The 17,408-nt window shown below is 66.4% G+C and carries 17 protein-coding genes; 4 read left to right on the top strand and 13 right to left on the bottom strand.

All coding sequences use genetic code 11. The features are described from left to right. Positions 1 to 20: 20 nt before the first annotated feature. On the top strand, positions 21 to 1,274 hold the full coding sequence (locus ACZ6YV_RS33830) for a choice-of-anchor Q domain-containing protein (protein WP_465513485.1): 1,254 nt from the start codon (positions 21 to 23) through the stop codon (positions 1,272 to 1,274). Between the two features lie 97 nt (positions 1,275 to 1,371). Here ACZ6YV_RS33830 and ACZ6YV_RS33825 read toward each other — a convergent pair whose 3' ends face one another. From ACZ6YV_RS33825 to ACZ6YV_RS33800, 6 genes are all read right to left on the bottom strand, one after another. Then, positions 1,372 to 1,917, bottom strand: coding sequence for a snapalysin family zinc-dependent metalloprotease (locus tag ACZ6YV_RS33825; protein WP_465513484.1), 546 nt, complete (start codon positions 1,915 to 1,917; stop codon positions 1,372 to 1,374). A gap of 162 nt (positions 1,918 to 2,079) precedes the next feature. Then, entirely contained in the window at positions 2,080 to 3,030 is a 951-nt protein-coding gene (locus ACZ6YV_RS33820) for an alcohol dehydrogenase catalytic domain-containing protein (RefSeq protein ID WP_465513483.1), read from the bottom strand. 18 nt (positions 3,031 to 3,048) lie between these two features. Further along, positions 3,049 to 3,414, bottom strand: a complete 366-nt coding sequence (locus ACZ6YV_RS33815; protein WP_465513482.1) for a MerR family transcriptional regulator — start codon at positions 3,412 to 3,414, stop codon at positions 3,049 to 3,051. Positions 3,415 to 3,517: 103 nt separating this feature from the next. Then, a complete protein-coding gene (locus ACZ6YV_RS33810; RefSeq protein ID WP_465513481.1) occupies positions 3,518 to 4,795 on the bottom strand; it encodes a hypothetical protein in 1,278 nt (425 codons plus the stop codon). A 104-nt stretch (positions 4,796 to 4,899) separates the two neighbouring features. Next, positions 4,900 to 5,568 (bottom strand): response regulator, encoded by a 669-nt coding sequence (locus tag ACZ6YV_RS33805; protein WP_465513480.1) that lies wholly within the window; start codon positions 5,566 to 5,568, stop codon positions 4,900 to 4,902. Further along, positions 5,565 to 7,196: an ATP-binding protein gene (locus tag ACZ6YV_RS33800; RefSeq protein ID WP_465513479.1), complete on the bottom strand. Its 1,632-nt coding sequence runs from the start codon at positions 7,194 to 7,196 to the stop codon at positions 5,565 to 5,567. The genes ACZ6YV_RS33805 and ACZ6YV_RS33800 overlap by 4 nt, the downstream gene beginning before the upstream one ends. A 205-nt stretch (positions 7,197 to 7,401) precedes the next feature. On the opposite strand from ACZ6YV_RS33800, the gene ACZ6YV_RS33795 reads away from it, so the two are divergent. Both ACZ6YV_RS33795 and ACZ6YV_RS33790 read left to right on the top strand, forming a co-directional pair. After that, complete coding sequence (locus tag ACZ6YV_RS33795; protein ID WP_465513521.1) at positions 7,402 to 8,721, top strand: cation:dicarboxylate symporter family transporter; 1,320 nt, start codon at positions 7,402 to 7,404, stop codon at positions 8,719 to 8,721. An 82-nt stretch (positions 8,722 to 8,803) separates the two neighbouring features. After that, positions 8,804 to 9,385 carry a DUF6000 family protein gene (locus ACZ6YV_RS33790; protein WP_465513478.1) on the top strand — a complete coding sequence of 194 codons (582 nt, stop codon included), beginning with the start codon at positions 8,804 to 8,806 and terminating at the stop codon, positions 9,383 to 9,385. Here ACZ6YV_RS33790 and ACZ6YV_RS33785 read toward each other — a convergent pair. From ACZ6YV_RS33785 to ACZ6YV_RS33765, 5 genes are all read right to left on the bottom strand, one after another. Beyond that, positions 9,375 to 9,776: a winged helix-turn-helix transcriptional regulator gene (locus ACZ6YV_RS33785; RefSeq protein WP_465513477.1), complete on the bottom strand. Its 402-nt coding sequence runs from the start codon at positions 9,774 to 9,776 to the stop codon at positions 9,375 to 9,377. The genes ACZ6YV_RS33790 and ACZ6YV_RS33785 overlap by 11 nt on opposite strands. A gap of 99 nt (positions 9,777 to 9,875) precedes the next feature. Beyond that, a complete protein-coding gene (locus ACZ6YV_RS33780; RefSeq protein WP_465513476.1) occupies positions 9,876 to 10,580 on the bottom strand; it encodes a carbon-nitrogen hydrolase family protein in 705 nt (234 codons plus the stop codon). Positions 10,581 to 10,589: 9 nt separating this feature from the next. Then, a complete protein-coding gene (locus tag ACZ6YV_RS33775; RefSeq protein WP_465513475.1) occupies positions 10,590 to 11,063 on the bottom strand; it encodes an SRPBCC family protein in 474 nt (157 codons plus the stop codon). Continuing rightward, a complete protein-coding gene (locus tag ACZ6YV_RS33770; protein ID WP_465513474.1) occupies positions 11,060 to 11,770 on the bottom strand; it encodes an anti-sigma factor family protein in 711 nt (236 codons plus the stop codon). The genes ACZ6YV_RS33775 and ACZ6YV_RS33770 overlap by 4 nt, the downstream gene beginning before the upstream one ends. Beyond that, complete coding sequence (locus ACZ6YV_RS33765) at positions 11,767 to 12,318, bottom strand: sigma-70 family RNA polymerase sigma factor (protein ID WP_378247434.1); 552 nt, start codon at positions 12,316 to 12,318, stop codon at positions 11,767 to 11,769. Before ACZ6YV_RS33765 ends, ACZ6YV_RS33770 begins: the two co-directional genes overlap by 4 nt. Positions 12,319 to 12,577: 259 nt before the next feature. Here ACZ6YV_RS33765 and ACZ6YV_RS33760 point away from each other — a divergent pair, with 259 nt between their 5' ends. Beyond that, a complete protein-coding gene (locus tag ACZ6YV_RS33760; RefSeq protein ID WP_465513473.1) occupies positions 12,578 to 13,216 on the top strand; it encodes a fibronectin type III domain-containing protein in 639 nt (212 codons plus the stop codon). 25 nt (positions 13,217 to 13,241) lie between these two features. Here the strand turns inward: ACZ6YV_RS33760 and uvrA are convergent, their stop codons facing one another. Both uvrA and ACZ6YV_RS33750 read right to left on the bottom strand, forming a co-directional pair. Next, on the bottom strand, positions 13,242 to 16,097 hold the full coding sequence (uvrA, locus tag ACZ6YV_RS33755) for an excinuclease ABC subunit UvrA (protein ID WP_465513472.1): 2,856 nt from the start codon (positions 16,095 to 16,097) through the stop codon (positions 13,242 to 13,244). A gap of 77 nt (positions 16,098 to 16,174) precedes the next feature. Next, entirely contained in the window at positions 16,175 to 17,398 is a 1,224-nt protein-coding gene (locus ACZ6YV_RS33750; RefSeq protein WP_465513471.1) for an acyltransferase family protein, read from the bottom strand. Positions 17,399 to 17,408 lie beyond the last annotated feature (10 nt).

Raw genomic sequence — 17,408 nt, 5'->3', positions numbered from 1 at the left:
AGGTGGTTACGGTCCGCGGAATGTCCTGGAAACTGCTTTCCGTGAGCGTGCTCGCCGCAGTCGCGTGCACCGGATTCACAACGGCCGAAGCCGCTTCGAAGACCTACTACGTCGACCAGGTCTCCGGCAGTGACACCGCGAGCGGCACTTCGCAGCAGGCCCCGTGGAAGTCCCTGGCGAAGATCTCCGCCACCACGTTCACCGCGGGCGACACCGTCCTGTTGCGTCGCGGCGGGGCCTGGTCCGGTGGTCTCACCGTCAACGGCTCGGGCGTCACGATCGGCGCGTACGGTACTGGCGCCCGGCCGATCGTCAAGGGTCACACCGAAGCGTGCGTCCACCTGCCCGGCAACGACAACGTGGTGCAAGATCTGCAGATCGGCGTCGCGGCCGACGCCGGGCGCTGTTCGTGGGCCGGGGTGAAGGTTTCCGGCGACCGCAACAAAGTGCTGTCGAATCTGATCACCGGCGCCGGTGCGGGCGTGTACATCGCGCCGTCGGCCGACCACACCGAGGTCACGCAGAACGACCTCGTCGACAACAACCACATGACCGTGGTGACCCCGGGCGGCAACGACGACTCCGGCGCGTTCGCCGTGCTGGTCCAGGGTAACGACTCCGACATCGGCTGGAACCGGATCAGCGGCTCGATCGCGAAGGCCGACGACTTCGGCGGCCTCGACGGGGCCGCTGTCGAGATCTTCTACGGGTCCCGCAACGTCATCCACCACAACATCTCCGAGGACAACGAGACCTTCACCGAACTCGGCACGGACACGAAGGACCCAGACGGCGTCTCGACCGGCAACGTCTTCGAGTACAACGCGGTCTTCGGCGCCAAGACGCGCGGCGGGATCATCACGCGCGGCGCCGAGGACGGCAACGGGCCGGTGCTCGGCACAGTGTTCCGCAACAACTCGCTCCGGCTCTCGAACGCCGAGTCGGAGGGCTTCGTCTGCTACGGAGGCTGCACGAACAAGACGCTGACGATGACGCAGAACGTCGTCCAGGCGGCGTACAAGGTCGGCTACGCGGACACGACCTTCACCGCGACCGATCACAACGTCTACTTCGGCGGGCTCCGGCAGTTCACGGCGGGCGCGACGGACAAGGTCGCGGATCCGAAGTTCACCTCGGCCACGAACCTGACCCTCCGGGCGGGCAGCCCGGCGATCGACCTCGGCACCACGAAGTACGACGATCGCGACGTCGACGGCAACCCCGTGTACGCCGGCGCCCGGGTCGATGCCGGCGCCTACGAGTTCCAAGGCTGAAACGAGTTAGAGGGCTGAACGAGTTCGGGGCTGAAACGCCTCGTGAGTGGTAAGGACGGTTAGAACCGTCCTTACCGCTCACGAGTGGAGCTCAGCGTCAGTTGTAGATGCGCTGGACGGCGCCCGCCGCGAGGAGCCCGTTGGCCCACAGCGAGTTCACCCGCGAGACCTCCTGGGCGTTCGGGTTGGCGTTGGTGCAGGACGGGCCGGGGCCGCCACCGGACATCAGTTCGGAGCACGGACCCTGGTAGTTGTCCGGCAGGCCGAGCGCGTGGCCGGTCTCGTGCGCGGCGATCCGCGTCTGGTTGTACTGCTGTGCCTGCGAGTAGTCGATGAAGATGGTGCCGCGGCCGTGACCGTCGGTCTCGGCGTACGAACCCGAGGGGTCGTTGCCTTCGGTGTAGCGCAGGGTGGCCCCCGACGAGCTCTCCTGCAGCTTCACGTTGGACACCGAGTTGTTCCAGTTCGCCGCGCCCGCCTGGATGGCGGCACGGAAGCTGGGCGCTCCCGAGGCGTCGTAGTAGACCGTGGTCACTGCCGCGGTCGATTGAGCAGGCTCGACCGCCGCGGCCTGACCGGCGGTGACCGGGACGGCGAGCAGCGCCAAGCTCACGGACGCGGAGACGAAGAACTTCCTTGCCATGGACCCACTCCTTGTGAGGACAACGGAATGGTTCGTGAATTTAGGAGCCTCGGCCGCGACTCGGCACCGACTTTCGTCGCGTCAGCCAGCTGGTGATTTACCAACACTTTCGCCCTATTGACATGCACACGTTCGCATACGACTATGCACGGCCCATCGCGCTCAGGGCCGCAGCACGACCTTGCCCGAAGTCGCTCGCGCCTCCAGTTCCGCGAGTGCTTTCGGGCCGTCCGCGAGGTCGTACACCGTCGGGGTCCCCGGCACGCAGACACCGGCGGCGACGAGCGCGCGCAGCTCGTCCATCAGCTCCGCGAAGATCACCGGCGCCTGCTCGATCAGGACGCCGAGATGCAGACCGATCACGTGGATCTGGTGCCGGAAGTTCAAGTCACGGTTGGTGATCGCGGCCTCTCCCCCGGCGACGCCGTAGACCACGACGCGCCCGGTGACCCGCTTGGCGGCGGCGAGGCTCGCGGCGAACCCCGGGCCGCCGACCGATTCGAGCACGAGGTCCGCCTCTCCCGTCTCCGCGCCGTAGTCGAGAACCCTGTCGGCGCCCAGCGCCCGCACCGAGTCGTGCTTGCCGGGCGAAGCGGTGCCGATGACGGTGGCGCCGTAGTGCTTGGCCAGCCTGACCGCGGCCTGACCGACCCCGCCGCCCGCCGCCTGCACCAGCACGGTCTCACCAGCGGCCAACCGCCCCAACGGTTTGAGCGCGGCGAGCGCGGTGACCCAGTTCAGGATCAGCCCGATCGCCTGATCGGCCGACCAGGCCTCCGGTACCGGAACCGCGCCGGCCGCGGACATGACCATGTACTCGGCGAAGGCCCCGCCGCCGGTCCCGACGACATGGTCGCCCAGGGCAGGCGCGGTCACTCCCTCCCCGACGGCCACGACCACTCCGGCGGCCTCGAATCCGGCGATGTACGGCGCTTTCGGGCCGTCTTCGTACGTCCCCCGCGTCTGCATGACGTCGGCGAAGTTGACGCCGGCGACGGCGACCTTCACCAGGATTTCGCCTGGTCCCGGCGCCGGAACCGGTGCACCAGTGATCAGGCGGAGATCTTCAGGACCGTTCGCGGAGTCCTGTCGCAGAGCGCGCATCGAAGTCATGTCCGCACGCTAAAACCCTCACGTTTGCGTCAGGGTCAAGTCGCGAAGGTACGCGTCGAGGGCGTCCCGATTCCTGGTCATGAGAGCGATCCGGCGATCGAGTACTTCCCGCTGCCGCGCGACCTCGTCGATCATGTACTCGCACGGCACTTTCGGCCGGACGTCCCCCGGCCCGTCGAGGTACGGGAGGACTTCGCGGATCAGCCTGACCGGCAGGCCCGCGTCGAGCATCCCGCGGATCTGCAGGACGGCCTCGATCGAGCCGTCGCAGAAGTCGCGATAGCCGTTGCCTTCCCTGCCGGGGCTGATCAAGCCCTCTTCCTCGTAATAGCGCAGCGCACGGACGCTGACCCCGGTCTTCCGTGCGAGTTCGCCGATCTTCACTTCATCATAATAACCACAAAAAGCCATATACAACATATCCGTTGTACACAAACTCGATCCCGAAGTGAAATTTAGTCCTACAGCAAGTTCACAGTCGACATTGTCATGCGCGCTCACCCCCCAGAATTAGCAACGCATCCAGAAGAGAACGAACTACCTCGACCGTACCACTCATTACTCCCAAATTTGCTTCCCAAAAACCATATGGGACCACCTCCTCCGTAGTACGAGTCAGCCCTTCAAGTAGTTCCACTATCTGCCTATCGTCAAAGTTCAAGGCAGGAGAATTTTTATCCGCATAGTCCCTAAATATGACCACTTCAGCCCCAGAAAACGCCTCAGGAGGTAGCTTTGCCTTGAAGGTTCTCCCAAGAGAAAATATATCATGGAATACCTGATTTCTAGCATTGGCTATTACAGTTCGATACTTACCGAACGAAGGTTTCGCATTACCCGATAGATTCAGCGGTATCTCGTCAAATGCAGACTTCAGATTCCATTGCGAGCTTATAGTCATCCAAAACACAATAGGCTTAAGATCGGATATTCCTACAACTAGCTTAATAAGACTTTGTGCTCCGTCCGCAAAGTTATATGCGATGCGCAGAAGCTCATTTTTCGCATCCACATCAGACAAGCTCTTCCGATGCCGTATCAGCGCTGCTTCATAGTCAGCAACCTGCCGCTCGAGTCGATCAATGACCCTAGCTAAAACACTTGAGCTTCCCCCGGCGATATTGTCAATTGAAACAGAGACATGCACATCACTTCTCAATCTCGCAAGCGCGCGCCGAAACACGAATTCAAATCCTTGCGCCTCTCTAAATTCACCAGAACCGTCCAATATAGCATGCCAGAGGAGGTCAGAGTTGTCGATCTGATTTACAACCAATCGATCACCAGCAATTTCAACTAGTTCTTCCTGTTCAGGATCGTACTCCAAGTAATCGATACCGACATTGGCGCCGTCAACCTCGACAGCAGCCCCCTCATCTGGCCGCACACCCGCCGCCAGTGCAAGTGCAATATAGCCGAGACGATGGCGCTCTACATTTATCTCATCTCGAAGGCCGTGACATTGACCATCAAGAATTTGTTGACCACTAAATCGCTTAACATCCTTTATCACGGAGCCGAGGTCATAAATAACCTGTGGGCGCGACGCGAGACGTCTACCCTCCTCCATTCGAAGGGCTAGGTATTTTTCACTTTTAGTTGTTCCCGTTCGATCACGAAACAAGAATGAATTATTGAACACAACCAGGTCGCCCCAGTTTAGGGTCTGTTCAGACTCCCAAGCGCCATACGCGCTCGATGTCAGCAAATTCTCAACTTGTTGCTCGATTACTTCGCCAATGATGGTCGATCTTTGCTTGGGCACAGCAGTACTCCCTCTATGAAGGTCATACTGCGTCAGTCTCATCAAGATCGGCTGGCGTTACCCTCGATATGAGATCCAACCCGATCAGGGCTACATATAAACCGTTATACGGTCTTCGGCCTGTACCAGACCTCGGGGCGGCCGACCTGGCCGTAGCGGGGTTCACGCTGGGCGAGGCCGTTGTCGGCGAGGTATTCGAGGTAGCGCCGCGCGGTGACGCGGGAGGCGCCGATCGCGGTCGCGGCCGCCCCAGCGGACAGGCCGTCCGCGGCCGAGGCGAGGACTTCGGTGATCGCTTCCAGGGTCTGCCCGCTCATCCCCTTCGGCAGGGCCTGCCGCTCGGTGGTGCGCAGCGTGCCGAGCGCCCTGTCGATCTCGGCCTGCCCGCTGACCTCGCCCGAAGTTCCGTGGAACTCGGCGTAGCGTTCCAATTTCTCCCGTAGGGAAGCGAAAGTGAACGGTTTCAGCAGGTACTGCACCACGCCGACCGACACGGCGGCCTTGACCAGCGCCAGATCACGCGCCGAGGTCACCGCGATGACGTCGATCGGGAGACCGGCCGCGCGCAGCGACCGGCAGACCGCGAGACCATGCGTGTCCGGGAGGTAGAAGTCCAGCAGCACCAGGTCGACCGGTTCGCGTTCGCAGAACCGCAGCGCGTCGGCGCCGGAGTGGACGACACCGGACACGGTGAAACCGGGCATTCTCTCGACGTACACCCGATGAGCGTCGGCGGCCACGGGTTCGTCCTCGACGACCAGCACCTTGATCATCGTGTCGGCTCCTTCGGCGACAGGGGTGTTTGCGGCGTCTTGAGCGGCAGGCGCACAGTGAACACCGCGCCCTCGTCACGGCCGACGTCGATGGTCCCACTGTGCCGTCTCACCGCCTGACCCACCAGCGCCAAACCGAGCCCGTGCCCGTCCTCCGGTTTGGTCGACCAGCCGCGCCGGAAGACGTCCTCGACGTCGTCCACGCCCGGGCCGGTGTCGGCGACCCGCAGCACCAACTCCTCGGCGTCGGACCGCACCGTGACCTCGACCCCTGGCCGTCCGCCGTCGCCGGCGTTCCCCGCCGCCGCGTCGATCCCGTTGTCGATCAGGTTGCCGAGGATGGTCACCAGGTCCCGCGGCGGGACGCCGGTGTCCGAGTCCTCCATGACGGTGTCGGGCGTGATCGTGAACTCGACGCCGCGTTCGCTCGCCTCCGCGGCCTTGCCCAGCAGCAACGCCGCGAGCACCGGTTCGGCGACCGCGCCGACCACCCTGTCGGTGAGTTCCTGCGCCAGCGCGAGTTCTTCGGTCGCGAACTCGACGGCCTGTTCGGGGCGGCCGATCTCGACCAGCGAAACGACGGTGTGGAGCCGGTTCGCCGCCTCGTGCGCCTGCGACCGCAGCGCCTCGGCCAGTCCGCGCACCGTGGTCAGTTCGCCGGTGAGCGCCTGGAGTTCCGTGTGATCGCGCAGGATCACGACAGTGCCCATCGCCTCCCCTCGCGAGCGCACGGGCGCCGTGCTGACGACGAGCACCCTGGCTTCGGTGAGGTGGAGTTCGTCGGTGCGCTCCTCCCCTGACGTGAACGCCTCGACGAGATCTTCGGGCATGTCCAATGCGGACAGTTCCCGGCCGACCGGATCGGCGGCGACACCCAAGAGCGCCCTGGCACCGTCGTTGCACAGCACCACCCGCCCGTCGCCGCCGACGAGCAGCAGTCCCTCGCGCATGGAATGCAGGACGGCTTCGTGGTACTCGAACAGGTTGCTCAGTTCCCCGGGCGCGATCCCCCTGGTCTGCCGCCGGAGCCGGGCGCTGACCAGATAGCTGCCGATCCCGCCGACCACCAGCACCGCCACGGCGACCCCGATCAGCGGCCACAGCCGTTCGCGTAGTTCGGCGTCGATCGCCTCGACGGTGATGCCGACCGAAACCAGCGCGACGACCTGTCCCGCGGCGCCGTGGACCGGGACCACGACGCGTTCGGACGGGCCGAGCGAACCGGCGTAGGTCTCGACGACCTTGCCGCCGCGCTGCGCCTCGCCGATGTTCCCGATGAACGGCTGCCCGATCAGCTCCGGATTCGGGTGGGTGTAGCGGATCCCGTTCGTGTCCATGATGGTCACGAAATCCACTTCCGTGTCCGCGCGGACACTCTGCGCGAACGGCTGCAGTGCCCGGCTGGGCTCCGATGTGGACAGTGCGGCGAGTACGCCGGGCGCGTCCGCCACCGCTTCGGCGACAGCGGTCACCCGGTCCCTCGCCCGGTCTCCGGTGGCCCGGACGGAATCGAGATAGGCGAAGGTCACGCCCGCCGCGACGAGCACGAAAAGCACCACGAGCTGGAGAATCAGCAGCTGGCGGGCAAGACTGCCGCGCCTGGTCCGGATCCGCGTCGTCGAGGGCACCCGCTCATACCAGCACACCGGTGTGGGGGCCGCTCAGCGCGCCTGGCCGGAATTCCCCGGAAACCACTCGCGCGAACTCAATGAACACAACCGTGACCCAGCTCACCTGCCCGGGTGATAGTGACCGGCAATCCCACGGACACCCCCTGAGCTGGAGGCAAAGGTGCCTACAACGCCGGAAGCGGCGCCCCGACGCCGCGACAAGATGCACTACCTGTACCTGGCCGTGATCGCGGCGGTCGTCCTCGGCGTCATCGTCGGGTTCGCCGCGCCGGGTCTGGCCAAGGAGCTCAAGCCGCTCGGCACGGGCTTCGTCAACCTGATCAAGATGATGATCTCCCCCATCATCTTCTGCACCATCGTGCTCGGCATCGGATCGGTGGCGAAGGCCGCGAAGGTCGGCAAGGTCGGGTTGCTGTCGCTCGGCTACTTCCTGATGATGTCGACCTTCGCGCTCGCGATCGGCCTCGTCGTCGGCAACCTCCTGCACCCGGGTCAGGGTCTGCACCTCGACCCGGCCGCCGCCGCGAAGGCGCACACGCAGGCCGAGGGCGCCGAGGGCACCGTCGACTTCCTGCTCGGCATCATCCCGACCAGCTTCGGTTCCGCGTTCACCGAAGGCCAGGTGCTGCAGACGCTGCTGGTCGCGCTGCTCGCCGGCTTCGCCGTGCAGAAGCTGGGCACCAAGGGCGAGCCGATCCGCCGCGGCATCGAGCACATCCAGCGACTGGTGTTCCGGATCCTCGCCATGATCATGTGGGCCGCGCCGGTGGGTGCGTTCGGCGCGATCGCCGCGGTGGTCGGCGAAACCGGCTGGGGCGCGCTGCGCAGCCTCGCCGTCATCATGATCGGCTTCTACTTGACCTGCCTGGTGTTCGTCTTCGGTGTGCTCGGCACGGTCCTGTGGCTCGGCGCGCGGGTCAACATCTTCACGCTGCTCCGCTACCTCGGCCGCGAATTCCTGCTGATCCTCTCGACCTCGTCGTCCGAATCGGCCCTGCCGCGCCTGATCGCGAAGATGGAGCACCTCGGGGTTTCCAAGCCCGTCGTCGGCATCACCGTGCCCACCGGGTACTCGTTCAACCTCGACGGCACGGCCATCTACCTGACGATGGCGACGCTGTTCATCGCCAGCGCGCAGGACCAGCCGCTGGGCGTCGGCGAGCAGATCTCCTTGCTGCTGTTCATGATCATCGCGTCGAAGGGCGCGGCGGGCGTGAGCGGCGCCGGCATCGCCACCCTCGCCGGCGGCCTCCAGTCGCACCGGCCGGAACTGGTCGACGGCGTCGGCTTCATCCTCGGCATCGACCGGTTCATGTCCGAGGCCCGCGCGCTGACGAACTTCGCGGGCAACGCCGTCGCGACCGTCCTGGTCGGCACGTGGACCAAGGAGTTCGACCGTGAACAGGCGAACCGGGTCTTCAGCGGTCAGACCCCGTTCGACGAAGCCACGCTGATCGACGACCACTCCGACACCTCCCCGGAACCTGACGGCGACAGGGAGAAGACCGTGGCGCACGCGTAGCGCCCGGCGAGAAACCGGAACCGCGGTGCGAGGGTCCCCCGTCCTCGCACCGCGGTTCTTCTTTTCTGGAAAACTCCAAGGCATGCCGGACGCCATCGACCACTACGTGCCCGCGCGGTATTCGAAGCTCCTGCACGGCAACTTCGCCGGGATGATGAGCGGCCCCGAAGGCGAGACCTTCCTGCGGGACCTGGCCGAGGACGCGTCGCGGATCACCGACGAGGACTTGGAGTTCCTTCTCGACCACGGGTGGCGGGAACGGATCACCGCCGCCTGGCTGATCGGCACCGGCCGCCGCACGGCGTGGCGCGGACGCCTCCGGGAACTCCTCCTGGAGAGCGGAATGGTCTTCGCCGGGCAGGGCTACTGCTTCGCACTGGCCCGGTTCGGCACCCTCGCCGACGCCGAGATCCTCGTGTCCTATCTGGACCGCTACCTCGCGCGGCCGGACCTGCGCTACGACCAGGCGTGGGCGCTCGCGGCCCTGCACCACGTCGACGCCGACCTCAGGACGGCCTACACGTCGCGCTATCTGCGACCTGGCGGCCTCTGGGAGAGCTGGTCCGCGAAGAACAGTACGGACCTGCCGTTCCAGAAGATGTACTTCGACCTGCTGTGCTCGCACGTCCAGCGAGCCGTGCACGCGACAGCCGTCAGGCGCTGACTTTGTCGTCGTAAACGACGCGAGAAGCGGCGATCGAGTCGCGGTGGCGCTCGGCCCAGCTCAGCAAACCGCTCAGCGACGCGTACAACTCCTTCGCCATCTCCGTGGCCTCGTACTCCACCTTCGGCGGCACCGTCGGGTACACGGTGCGGACGAGCAGGCCGTCGCGTTCGAGGTTCCGCAGGGTCAGGGTGAGCATCCGCCTGCTGATTCCCGTCACCGACCGCTCAAGTTCGGTGAACCGCACGGGACCGCGCGTGGCCTCCAGCAGGATGCCGATCGCCCACTTGCCGCTGATCCGGTTGATCACCTCGAGCACGGTGCACGCCTCGAGTTTTTCCGGGTCGACCACGCTGGCCCGCGCGGTCACATCGGTGTTCCCCTGGGACATGGAAGTGCCTCCTTCCGGCAGGGAACAGAGTCACACAAGATGGGCGCTGTTACAAGTGATGCACCAAGGCGTCACCTGGGGAAAGAATGGCCGGAAGGCTCAGGAGGTGATCGTCGCGTAGGCCCATTCGGAGACTTCGCCGCCGAGGCGTACTTCGGCGGCGCCTCCGGGTTTCCAGACCCCGCTCCCGCCGAACGCGGCCATCCCGCCGGTCTTGCCGGAATACTGGGAGAGCACCACCCACATCCCGTGCCCGGCCGCGACGCCGACCTGGTCGAGCAGCCGCTGTTCTTGGCCGTCACTGAAAAGCGCGCTGAGGACGTAGACCTCGGCGCCCGCTTCGGCGAGTTCCCTGGAGTGGTCCGGATTCGCGGCGTCGAGACAGATCGCGAGACCGAGCCGCCTGCCCCCGACCTCGATGATCACCTGGCGTGTGCCCGGTGCGAAGAGCTCTTCCTCACTGTTGTGCAGATTGCGTTTCGCGTAGGTGGCAACGGTTTCCCCGTCGGGACCGAGGACGAGCGAACCGATGTACCTGCGGCCGTCCTCCACGAGCGGAAGCCCGATGACGGCGTGCACACCGCCGGTCCGGCAAGCCTCCCGGAGCGGTTCGAGGCGCTGGTCGTCCTGCGCCAGCCAGAGCCCGGGATCGGCGGCGAGCGCCTCGAACTCCAAGCCGGTCAGGGAAAGTTCGGGGAAGACGCAGAGGTCGGCGTCCACGCTCCGGAGGAGCCTCACGTGTTCGGCGATGTTCGCGGAGAGGTCCGCGGGGACGGTGAACGGCTGCACGGTGGCGACACGCATGAGCGGAGCCTAGCCCGCCGAAGCCCCCAGATACCCCCGCAATCCGTGTTGCCCCCGTCGCATCATGAGCGCGTGGTTGATCCGGAAGACCGGCCTGGCGATGCGATCGAGCTTGCGCAGCAACGGTTTCCGCGCCTCGACCTCCTGCGTGATCTCCAGTCTGGTGCCGCCGCCCACCGGGGTCAGGGTGCCCGCCAGCATCCCTTCGAGATCACCGCTGAGCAGGACCCGCACCCGGCCTTCGTGCTCGTCCTGCCGGTCGCGGTGCATCCGCACTGTCAGCGCGTACGGCAGCCTGGCCCGGCAGACGAGTTCGGCGGTGTCCTCGTCGACCTGACTGACCGAACGGACGTCGCGCCACCACAGCGGATACGCGGCCAGGTCGACGACGGCGTCGAAGACAGCCTTGGGCGAGGCGGGGAGCACCCACGTGTCGTGGAAGCGGTATCGACCGCCTCCACGACCCGTGAGCGAGCCCGTCATACCTGCGCCGACACCAGGTTCCGGCCGTCCATGGTCACGACGTCGACCGAGGCCACGTCGCCGGGGGCGACCAGTGCCGAGCCGTCGATCCCGGTGCCCTCGCGTTCGCCCTTCGCCGAAACCAGCCAGCTGCCCGCGTTGACCCGCTCACCGCTCTTGGTCACCACGACGAGCTGGCACTTCTCGCCCTCACGGACGCCTTCCGCCTTCGCGTGGAGCCGGATCCAGCCCACCGCCGGAACGACCCGGACCGCCAGCTGCGCGCCCGTGTCCCGGTTCGTCGCCGCGATATCGCGGGTGCCGGGGACCGCGGCTGTCGCCGTCGGCACCGGCAAGGCCACCGTCGACGGTTCGGGCGACGTCTGCCGTCCGACCAGCACGCCCGCGCCCAGCGCCACGACGGCCAGGACGGCCGCGCCGGCGACGGCGAGAAGCCGACGGGGCTTGCGTTCCTGAGTGCCTTCTTCTTCGCGAACCTGACGCAGCGTGCGCTGCAGAAGCAGGTCTCCCCCGTCGGGAGGTCCTTCGAGGAACGCCTCGGGCGGAACCTCGTCGAGGTGGTACCGCAGCTCCGACAGCTCGCGCACCTCGCGACGGCACGCGGGGCAGCTCGCCAGATGTGTCTCGAACGTGGCCGCTTCCGCCGGGGTGAGCCCGCCGAGGACGTAGGCGGCGAGCTGGCCTTGGTCGTGTCCCACCGCACTCATCGCGCTACCTCCTTCCCGGTTCCCGACATCACGGCTCTCAGCGCCCGTAACGCGTAATAAGATCTCGACTTAACGGTACCCGGGGCCACGCCCAGGGATTGCGCCGCTTCGGCCACCGTCCGGCCCCGGTAGTAGATCTCCACCAGGACCTCACGATGTTCCGTGGAAAGACCGTCCATCGCCCCGAGCACGGCCATGGAATCCACGACGCTCTGCGCATGGTCCTTTTCCACTGCCGGAGTCGGCGCGCCCTCTTCGGGCTCCGGCACTTCGGGCGGCCTCGCCGCCCTGGCCCGCGCGCGGTCGGTGATGATGTTCCTGGCGACCGTGAGCAGCCAGCCCCGCACCGATCCTTTCGCGTCGTTCTCCAGGTCTTCGGCGTGTTTCCACGCCCGGACCAAGGTCTCCTGTACGACGTCCTCCGCGGCCGCGCGGTCCCCGGTCAGCCTCGTCGCGTACGCCAGCAGGCTTCGCCCGTGTTCGGCGTACAAGTGCCGGACCAAGTCCTCGCCTTTGGCCTTTTTGGGCCGCCAGCCTCCGATCGCCACTCGTGTCCTCCCGACGGTCTTCTGGGTCGGCGAGGACAGTACTGCAACCCGCAGGGGCAGAGTGGATCGTTCGGCACGCGCCGCGATCGAACTGTGCATCGGCACCGGCCTCTCCTCGGTTCTCCATGGCCGCCTCCTCTTGGCTCCCACACGGACGGCGCGGCGATGCGGTTCAACCGGGTCTTGTCGATCACCGGACGCGCTCGTATGCTGACGCCTCCGGATTCCGCCGCCGCCCGATTCCCGGAAGGGTGGAGGCGTGCGCAAGAAACTCGCGGTCGTCCTGCTGGCGGTGGCCTTCGCGGCCGGATGCGCGGAAGAACCCGGATTCAGCGCGACGCTGACGGATCCGGTGAACGTCGACCTGAGCTGGCCCGACGACGATCCGGACGTCGCGGGCAGGATCGTCGAGTACACGACCGATCCGCAGGGGGCGTACACGATCCTGCAGTTCGTGCCGCCCCGGCAGACGGCCTACCGGCATCCGGATCTGATGCCGGAAACGCGGTTCTACTACCGGATCCGGCCTTTCTACGGTGCCGTGTCGGACGCTGTCACGGTTTCCGGGCCCGCCGTCGGCGGCTCGGCCGGGCCGCCGGTCTCACTGCGCACGAGCGGCCAGGCAGCCGCTCCGGCCGCGTTCCGTGCCGAGCCCGCGCCGGAGGAGATGGTGCGGTTCAGCTGGGCCGACCGCTCCAGCGACGAGGACGGATTCCTCGTGGAGATCAAGAAACCCGGCGCGGACGGGTTCGTGCCGATCGAGGTCTCGGATCCGGGGACGACGTCGGCCGGGCTCGCCTCGATGCCGGGCGAAGCGGGCGCCTCGTACCGGCTGCGCGCCTTCTACTACGGGCCCGCGTCACCGGTGCTGGACCTCGTGAGTGGTAAGGACGGTTAGAACCGTCCTTACCACTCACGAGTCGCTACACGAGAACGGTCTTCAAGAACTCGCCGGTGTAGCTCTCTTCCACCGCGGCGACGTACTCCGGCGTGCCCTCCGCGATCACGGTGCCACCGCCGGAACCACCCTCGGGACCCATGTCGATGATCCAGTCCGAGGTCTTGATGACGTCGAGGTTGTGCTCGATGACGATCACCGTGTTGCCCTTGTCCACCAAGCCGTTGATCACGCCGATCAGCTTGCTGATGTCCTCGAAGTGCAGACCGGTGGTCGGCTCGTCGAGGATGTAGACCGTCTTGCCGGTGGACCGCTTCTGCAGTTCGCTGGCGAGCTTGACGCGCTGCGCCTCGCCACCCGACAGCGTCGGCGCGGGCTGACCGAGCCGGACGTAGCCGAGGCCGACGTCGACCAGGGTGGCCAGGTGCCGGTGGATCGCCTTGATCGGCTCGAAGAACTCGGCCGCCTCCTCGATCGGCATGTTCAGCACGTCGGAGACGGTCTTGCCCTTGTAGTGCACTTCGAGGGTCTCGCGGTTGTACCGGTCGCCCTTGCACACCTCGCAGGGGACGTAGACGTCCGGCAGGAAGTTCATCTCGATCTTGATCGTGCCGTCGCCGGCGCAGGCCTCGCACCGGCCGCCCTTGACGTTGAAGGAGAACCGGCCCTGCTGGTAGCCGCGCACCTTCGCCTCGGTGGTCGCGGCGAACAGCTTGCGGACGTGGTCCCAGACGCCGGTGTACGTCGCCGGGTTGGACCGCGGGGTGCGGCCGATCGGCGACTGGTCGACGCGGACCAGCTTGTCGACAGCGGCCAGCCCGTTCACGCGGGTGTGGCGGCCCGGGACCTGACGCGCGCCGTTGAGCTTGTTCGCCAGCACGGTCGCGAGGATGTCATTGACCAGCGTGGACTTCCCGGAACCCGAGACCCCGGTGACCGACACGAGGCAGCCGAGCGGGAACGACACGTCGAGCCCGCGCAGGTTGTGCTCACGCGCGCCGACGACGGTCAGCTGCCGCTTCTTGTCGATCGGGCGCCGGATCGCCGGGACCTCGATCTTGCTGCGGCCCGAAAGGTACGCGCCGGTGATGGATTCCTTGTTCTTCAGGATCTTCTTGTACGGTCCACTGTGGACGATGTGGCCGCCGTGCTCACCCGCGCCGGGGCCGATGTCGACCACCCAGTCGCTGGAGCGGATGGTGTCCTCGTCGTGCTCGACGACGATCAGTGTGTTGCCGAGGTCGCGCAGCCGGACCAGCGTCTCGATCAGCCGGTGGTTGTCCCGCTGGTGCAGCCCGATCGACGGCTCGTCCAGCACGTACAGCACGCCGACCAGACCGGACCCGATCTGCGTGGCGAGCCGGATGCGCTGCGCCTCGCCGCCGGACAGCGTCCCGGAGGCGCGGTCGAGCGAGAGGTAGTTGAGCCCGACGTCGAGGAGGAAGCGCAGCCGCGCCTGGATCTCCTTGAGCACCGCGCCGGCGATGACCTGCTCACGCTTGCCGAGCTCCAGCTCGTCGAGGAACTGCGACGCCTCCGCGATCGAAAGGGCGCAGACCTCGGCGATCGAGCGGTCACCCTGCGTCTTGTGCTCCAGCGTGACCGCGAGGATCTCCGGCTTGAGACGCGTGCCCTGACAGGCCGGGCACGGCACCTCGCGCATGTAGCCCTCGTACCGCTCGCGCATGAACTCGGACTCTGTCTGCTCCTGGCGCCGCTCGAGGAACGGGATGACACCCTCGAAGGCCGCGTAGTACGAACGCTGACGGCCGTAGCGGTTCTTGTAGCGGACGTGGACCTGGTCGTCGACGCCGTGCAGGACGGCCTTCTGGACCTTCGCCGTCAGCTTGCGCCATGGGGTGTCCATCCGGAAGCCGACGGTCTCCGACAGCGATTCGAGCAGGCGGATGAAGTAGTCCGCGCTCTGACCGCCCGCCCACGGCGCGATGGCGCCCTGGGCGAGGGACATCTCGTCGTCCGGGACGACGAGTTCCGGGTCGACCTCTTTGCGGACGCCGATACCGGAGCACTCGGGGCAGGCGCCGTAGGGCGCGTTGAAGGAGAACGAGCGCGGCTCGAGGTCTTCGATCGCCAGCGGGTGGCCGTTGGGGCAGGCCAGGTTCTCGGAGAAGCCCCGCACGCGATGCGGGTCGTTCTCCGGCAGGTCGACGAACTCCAGCTCGATCAGGCCGTCGGCCAGCCGGAGCGCCGTCTCGACCGAGTCGGTGAGCCGCTGCCGTGAGCTCGTCTTCACCGAGAGCCTGTCGATGATGACGGCGATCTGGTGCTTTTCCTGCTTCTTCAGCTTCGGCGGCTCGGTGAGCGGATGGATCGTCCCGTCGACCACGACACGCGCGTAGCCCTGCTGCTGCAGGTTCTCGAAGAGGTCGAGGTACTCCCCCTTGCGCCCGCGCACGACCGGCGCGAGCACCTGGAAGCGAGTGCCCTCCTCCATGGCGAGCACCTGGTCGACGATCTGCTGCGGGGTCTGCTTGCTGATCGCCTCGCCGCATTTCGGGCAGTGCGCCTTGCCGGCGCGGGCGTAGAGCAGACGCAGGTAGTCGTAGACCTCGGTGATGGTGCCGACGGTCGAGCGCGGGTTGCGCGAGGTGGACTTCTGGTCGATCGACACCGCGGGCGAGAGGCCCTCGATGAAGTCGACGTCCGGCTTGTCCATCTGGCCGAGGAACTGGCGCGCGTACGCCGACAGCGACTCGACGTAACGACGCTGCCCCTCGGCGAAGATGGTGTCGAAGGCGAGGCTCGACTTTCCGGACCCGGACAGACCGGTGAACACGATCAGGCTGTCGCGGGGCAGGTCGAGATCCACTCCGCGGAGGTTGTGCTCGCGGGCGCCGCGAACAACGAGGCGATCAGCCACGCCAGGGTCCCTTCAGGTTTCATTCTCTGCTGCGGTCGCCGGCCCGGTCGATAGCTGCACGGGCGGCCGCTTCCATGCTACGAGGCACCACCGACAGAAACTGGTTCCGAGTCCTTGACCTGCGGTTTTCCAGGCTTTTTGCGTCGATCCCGGCGAGCGGTGAGCCACCGGTGGACCGGCCGTTCCACGCCCGCTGTGATCGCCCAGCCCCCGAGTACGGCGGCGGCAAGCACGAGAGGCAGCCGCAGCCAGCCGGGGACGCCGAGGTTCAGCAGGGCACGGGCCAGGATGTAACCGAGTTCCTGGTGCACCAGATAAAGACCATACGAGATGCCCGCGAGCCAGGTGACAGCCGGGGCGATCCTGGAGAGACCGGGGAACCGCCAGTCCGGCCCACGTGCGGCCAGGCACACCAGCAGCAGCATGATCGCGAAGCCGATGACCGACGGCCAGCGCTCGGGATCGTTGGGCAGGGCCTGGTGGAACGGGAAGACCTGCAGGTCCTGGGCTGCGCAGGCGGCGAGCACGAAGAGCGCGACGTGCCAATGCGCCAGCCGCCGTTTCGCCCACAGCCAGATCGCGATCCCGATGGCGAAGACATGGACGCGGTGCAGGCCGAGGCCGTAGTAGAAGGTCTCCACGAGCTTCGGTGTGGAAGCCGGGTCGAACACGACGAACCGGAGGAAGATCGGGACCAGGATCAGTGCCCAGAGCAGCCCGACGGTGAGCCGATGGGTCCGCCAGCGCCGCGGCCACAGCAAGGCCGCGGCGGTGAACGCGATGAGCTGGACCGGCAACGTCCAGTAGGCACCGTCGAGGTAGTAGAAGAGTTCGTACCGCCAGCCCCATTCCTGGACCATGCCCAGGTTGGCGAGCAGATCGGCGCCGGTCGGGATGTACCACGGCGACGGATCCGACGGCGGCCCCTGCGGAACGCCGAACAGGAAGCCGGAGAGGCCGGGCGGGAACGGCAGGCCGCTGAACCGGATCGTCGCGTACCGGGCGATGACGTAGGTGACGGCGACGGCCACCAGGTACGCGGGCACCAGCCGCGCGACCCGGTTCCACAGCCACCTTCGAGGTTCACCCTTTCGAAGGCTCGCGCACACGAAGAAAGCGGAAATCACCAAAAGGATGGCCGCACCGAACTGAGCGGTGACCCGAAAGGGGTACCCCACCAGTTCCGGGTGCAGAAGCGCCCCCTGATGGGTGACATGCCCGAGCATGACCGCGAAGACGGCGACCACGCGAAGGACGTCCCAGCTGATCTTGCGCGGAGTGCGCGGTGAGGCGTCGGGCACGGGGGTCCTG

This window comes from Amycolatopsis sp. NPDC102522 (genome assembly GCF_055584485.1).
Note: the sequence above shows the minus strand (reverse complement) of the source record. Positions and strands in the feature narration are given on the sequence as shown.